Genomic DNA, 4,831 nt, shown 5'->3' on the forward strand with positions numbered 1-4,831 from the left:
CGCATCGGACCGGACCAATCGAGACGGGGATCAGTTCGGCCCGAGATCTGGCACGGGGCCAGCAAGATCACGATCTACAGCTGGAGTACTAGGCCGTGCGCAGAAAGCGGTCGAGGACGCGGACACCGAAGTGCAGCGCCTCGACGGGGACGCGTTCGTCGACGCCGTGGAAGAGGGCCTGGTAGTCGAAGCCCTCGGGCAGTTTCAGCGGCGCGAAGCCATAGCCGGTGATGCCGAGGCGGGAGAACTGTTTGGCGTCCGTGCCGCCCGACATGCAGTACGGCACCACATGCCCCTCGGGCGCGAACTCCTCGACGGCTGCCCGCATGCGGGCGTACGTCACCGAGTCCAGCGGCGCCTGGAGGGCCACCTCGCGATGGTGGAACTCCCACTCCACGTCCGGTCCGGTGAGTTGGTCGAGAGTCTCGCGGAACTCCTCCTCGCCGCCCGGAAGATAGCGGCCGTCCACGTACGCCACGGCCTCCCCCGGGATCACGTTGACCTTGTAACCGGCGTTCAGCATGGTCGGGTTGGCGCTGTTGCGCACGGTCGCCTCGACGAGGGCGGCGGCGGGACCGAGCTTCTCCAGGAGGCCGTCCACGTCGTCGAGGTCGCTGTCGATGCCGTACAGGGCGGCGAGTTCGGTGAGGGCCGCGCGCACGGTCGGGGTGAGCCTCAGCGGCCACTCGTGCGCCCCGATCCGCGCGATCGCGGCGGCCAGACGGACCACCGCGTTGGCGTGGTTCACCTTGGAGCCGTGCCCCGCCCGCCCGCGTGCGGTGAGCTTGAGCCAGCCCGTGCCGCGCTCTCCCGCCGCGATCGGGTACAGCTCCCGGCCGCCGCCGTCGTGGAAGGTGAACGCCCCGGACTCGCTGATGCCCTCGGTGCAGCCCTCGAAGAGCTCCGGATGATGGTCGGCGAGGAAGCCGGAGCCGTCCTCCGCGCTCGCCTCCTCGTCCGCGGTGAAGGCGATCACGAGGTCGCGCCGGGGCCGTACGCCCGCGCGCGCCCAGGCGCGGACGACCGCGAGGATCATCGCGTCCATGTTCTTCATGTCGACCGCGCCGCGTCCCCAGACGACCCCGTCGCGGATCTCCCCGGAGAACGGGTGCACGCTCCAGTCCTCGGCCTGCGCGGGCACCACGTCGAGGTGACCGTGGACGAGCAGCGCGTCGGCGGACGGGTCGGTGCCCTCGATGCGGGCGACGACGTTCGTACGGTCCCGGGTGCGCTCCAGCAGCATCGGGTCGAGCCCCGCCTCGGCGAGCCGCGCGGCGGCGTACTCGGCGGCCGGGCGCTCCTGGCAGTCCCCGCCGCCCCGGTTGGTGGTGTCGATGCGGATGAGCTCGGACGTGAACCTGACGACCTCGTCCAGTGCCTGCTGGTCAGCCATACTGCTCCTCCACCGCGGCCGAGACGATCGTGGTGACCGCCTTGAAGGTACGGATCCCCTCGTACATGGTGTCGCTGGTGTACGCCACTTTCCGCTCCCCGACACGTCGCACGCCCGGCACGACGGTGGCCGCCATCGACAGGTGCTCGGCGTCGAACTCCAGTGCCACGGTGAACGGCCCGCCCTCGACCGGTGCGTGGCGCACCGCCAGGGGCGTCGCCTCCTTGGCCGCGGCGCGGATGTCGGCGGCGGTCCTGGCGGGCGTACGGCACACCGCCGCGTACCGCGACACATGGTCCTTCACGGCGACCTTCAGCGCCTCCGGCGCATACCCGAGCGCGTCCTCACAGGCCAGGTCGTCGCCGGTGACCAGGATCACCGGTACCCCGTACTCGGCGACCACATGCGCGTTCAGCAGGCCCTCGCTCGCCCGTACGTCGTTCACCCATACGCCGGTGATGGAGTTGGCGAGGTAGGTGTGCGCGAGGACGCCCTCCATGCCGGCGCCCGCGTGGTAGCCGACGAACGCGATCCCGTCCACGTCGCCGTGCTGCACGCCTTCCACCAGGGACAGCGACTTGTGCCGCCCGGTCAGCATCTCCGCCCTGTCGTCCAACTGTTCGAGCAGCAGATTCCGCATGGACCAGTGCGCGTCGTTGATCAGTACGTCGTCGGCACCACCGTCGAAGAAGCCGAGCACGGCGGCGTTGACGTCCGAGGTGAACATCGAACGGCAACGCTCCCACTGCGGCGTACCCGGCAGCACGTCGGCCGGCCAGGTCACACCCGTGGCGCCCTCCATGTCAGCACTGATGAGGATCTTCATACTGCCTCACGCTACTCGGCACTCAATGCCCAGGCCAGGAGGCATGTGCCCGACAGAGGTACACACCGCTGACATCAGTTATTGACATCAGTTTCGTCGACCTCAAGCAAGGCACCAACCCTGTCCAATGCATCACGTTGAGCCTGCAGCGCAGCGCGCGTGTAGACCGACATGGTGGTGTCAACGTGACTATGCCCCATGACGGCCTGCGCTTCATGCGGCTTGGCACCGGTGTCGGCCAGGAGGCTCGACGCGCCATGACGAAGGTCGTGCAGCCGAATGATCCTGAGGCCCAACTTCTCAAGGGAGCGATTAATCCCAGGAAAGGCGTTTCATCCCGACTCGGCGATTGACAGCGGGGGCAAGCCGTGACGCAGTGGCAGCTCTTGCAGGGGGATGAGGGCACCGCCCCCCTCGGGCATCAGCATGGTGAGTGCACCTGCGGCGGAGACTAGAGCCATCCGCCGACGATGAACTGGACCGGGTCTTCTGCGGGGTTCTCGCGCATGCCGTACACGGCCTGGGCTGTCGCCCACAGGACCGTGCGTCCCAGCCGGTCGGGGTAGCGCTCGACCATCGCGTTGAAGTAGTCGACTGCGGTCTTCTGGGTGTCGAACAACTCTTCGGCGACGTCGAGGTATTCGCGCGTCTCGGCGATGGTGCGTGCGGCTGCGTCGTCGAGGTCGGAGTTCTGGTGGCCTGCCACGATGGAACGGGCGCCCAGCGACGCGACCCGGTCGATCGCTTGCCGCCAGGCATCGAGGCCCGCGAGCGAGGTCTCGCTGAGGTAGAGGTGGGCGCCGTTGTAGATAACGTCGCCGGCGACGACCACTCCGAGGTCGGGGACGTGCAGGACGCTGGAGGCGTCGGTGTATCCGGCCTCTACGATGACGAGGTCTTTGCCTTCGAGGGTGAACCGGTTGTCCGGCACTGTCACCGCGGTCACCGGGGACGCCGGAATGCCGGGGCAGACCTCGTCCCAGACGAACGGCCGCGCTGCGACGTTGGCGTGCATCTGGCCGATCGTTCCCTCCGTCGCCACGACACGTGCGCCGAACCGCTCCGCCAGCACGTTGGTGTTGAACCAGTGGCCGCCGTGGCCGTGGGTGATGAAGATGTCCGTCAGGCTCCGGTTCTTGCCAGCGACCCAGTCGCCCAGCGCGCGCCTGGTCGGTCGTGAAGCCGGGGTCGACGAGCACGGCGTCCTCGGCGCCGTAGATCAGGGTGCTGGCCAACGGCGGGAACAGCCTCGCCTCTCCGTTCGGAAGCGCGCCCTTTGTCCTGCTGCGGCAGGTCGTCGATGAACACGTCGTAGGCGAGTTCGGTCGAGCTCATGATCGTGGCCCTCTCGGTTCTCGACGTTCCCGCGATCGGAACGCGCTGTGTTCACTGCTCCTCAGCCATCCAGGTAAAGCGATCGCTTTACCTGAAGTCGAAGCTACATTGCTTCACGACGGATGTAAAGCGATCGTTATACTTGCGGGTATGGCGGCATCAGCATCGATCACCAGGGCGGCCCGCGGCGGGCGCGGAGCGCGTGAGCGCATCCTGCAGGCGGCGGAGAAGCTCTTCTACACACATGGAATCCACGCCACCGGTGTGGCGGCACTCATGGAGGCTGCGCACGTCTCGACCCGGACCTTCTATGTGCACTTCCCGACCAAGAACGCGCTGGTGGAGGAGTACCTTCGCCGGTTCGAGTCGGAGAACCCGCTCGCCGCTGAAGCAGTGCTGGAACGCAGCGACCTGACTCCGGTTCAGCGATTGTTGGCGATCTTCGACCCGCCGGAGAGCGACTCGCCGACACCCTTCCGCGGCTGCCCCTTCCATAACGCCGTCGTCGAGGGCGCCGGAGAGCTGCCGGAAGTCGCCCGTCTCGCGCAGCGCCACAAGGAAGCCTTCCGCGATCGCCTGGTGGCCACAGCCGCCCAGGCCGGAGCAGCTCACCCGGAGAGCCTCGGCAGGCAACTCGCCGTGATCTTCGAGGGCGCCAACGCACTGGCAGCCTCCTGTGACGACACGGAGGCGTTCACCGATGCTCGGCGAGCCGCCAAGACGCTCCTGGACGTGGCCCTTACGGCCGCGCCCAACGAGTGAATGTCTGGATGACGGTCTGCATCTCCATACTGATCGTTTCAAATGAGTCGAGTCCACAATCTCGCGCCTGGTGATCTTGGTCGGCAGGCTGTGCGGGTGCGTGCTGATCTTGTTTCTGACGACCTGTGGGAGCGCGTGGCTCCTCTGCTGCCGCCCGTTCCCGAGCGTCGTCGTCGATACCCCGGACGCCTGCGCGTGCCGGACCGGGCGGCGCTCGCGGGCGTGATGTGCGTACTGCGGACCGGCGTCGCCTGGCGGGACGTTCCGGCCGAGACCGTTGGCTGCTCCGGAGTGACGGCGTGGCTTCTTGTGGCCGCGGTATCCACGCGATCGCTTCCAGGGTTCGGCGGTGGTGGGTGCGCTGTCGTGCGCGGACCGGACGGGGCTGGCGTGAGCAATCATTGCGCTCCCCCACCGGATCTAAGGGCTTGCAGATCATTAACACGTCGTCTTGATCTTGTTGTGGGGCTCGCCTGTTTGGGCAAGGACTCGAGCCTGGAGGGCCGCGAGGGCGT

5 protein-coding genes and 1 pseudogene are annotated in these 4,831 nt (G+C 67.6%); 2 read left to right on the forward strand and 4 right to left on the reverse strand.

Features of this window, described 5'->3' with window-relative positions:
- Window positions 1–88 precede the first annotated feature (88 nt).
- The 4 genes from AB0D57_RS47115 to AB0D57_RS47130 all read right to left on the reverse strand — a co-directional run bounded on the left by AB0D57_RS47115 (window position 89) and on the right by AB0D57_RS47130 (window position 3,378).
- Window positions 89–1,393 carry a M20/M25/M40 family metallo-hydrolase gene (locus AB0D57_RS47115; protein ID WP_362088674.1) on the reverse strand — a complete coding sequence of 435 codons (1,305 nt, stop codon included), beginning with the start codon at window positions 1,391–1,393 and terminating at the stop codon, window positions 89–91.
- Complete coding sequence (locus tag AB0D57_RS47120; RefSeq protein WP_362088675.1) at window positions 1,386–2,219, reverse strand: M55 family metallopeptidase; 834 nt, start codon at window positions 2,217–2,219, stop codon at window positions 1,386–1,388. Before AB0D57_RS47120 ends, AB0D57_RS47115 begins: the two co-directional genes overlap by 8 nt.
- Before the next feature lie 74 nt (window positions 2,220–2,293).
- Window positions 2,294–2,536 carry a tyrosine-type recombinase/integrase gene (locus AB0D57_RS47125; protein ID WP_362088677.1) on the reverse strand — a complete coding sequence of 81 codons (243 nt, stop codon included), beginning with the start codon at window positions 2,534–2,536 and terminating at the stop codon, window positions 2,294–2,296.
- Window positions 2,537–2,670: 134 nt separating this feature from the next.
- Entirely contained in the window at window positions 2,671–3,378 is a 708-nt protein-coding gene (locus AB0D57_RS47130) for an MBL fold metallo-hydrolase (RefSeq protein WP_362088678.1), read from the reverse strand.
- Window positions 3,379–3,704: 326 nt separating this feature from the next.
- On the opposite strand from AB0D57_RS47130, the gene AB0D57_RS47135 reads away from it, so the two are divergent.
- Together AB0D57_RS47135 and AB0D57_RS47140 are read left to right on the forward strand one after the other, a co-directional pair.
- Window positions 3,705–4,316, forward strand: coding sequence for a TetR/AcrR family transcriptional regulator (locus AB0D57_RS47135; RefSeq protein ID WP_362088676.1), 612 nt, complete (start codon window positions 3,705–3,707; stop codon window positions 4,314–4,316).
- Window positions 4,317–4,358: 42 nt separating this feature from the next.
- Window positions 4,359–4,619 (forward strand): annotated as a pseudogene (locus AB0D57_RS47140) (transposase); the annotation flags it as partial.
- Window positions 4,620–4,831: the final 212 nt, after the last annotated feature.

This window comes from Streptomyces sp. NPDC048275, assembly GCF_040652275.1.
Lineage (GTDB): Bacteria > Actinomycetota > Actinomycetes > Streptomycetales > Streptomycetaceae > Streptomyces.

Coding starts and splice junctions, on each gene's coding strand:
- AB0D57_RS47115 (WP_362088674.1), bottom strand. CDS start 1,393: ATGGCTGACCAGCAGGCACTGGACGAGGTCGTCAGGTTCACGTCCGAG.
- AB0D57_RS47120 (WP_362088675.1), bottom strand. CDS start 2,219: ATGAAGATCCTCATCAGTGCTGACATGGAGGGCGCCACGGGTGTGACC.
- AB0D57_RS47135 (WP_362088676.1), top strand. CDS start 3,705: ATGGCGGCATCAGCATCGATCACCAGGGCGGCCCGCGGCGGGCGCGGA.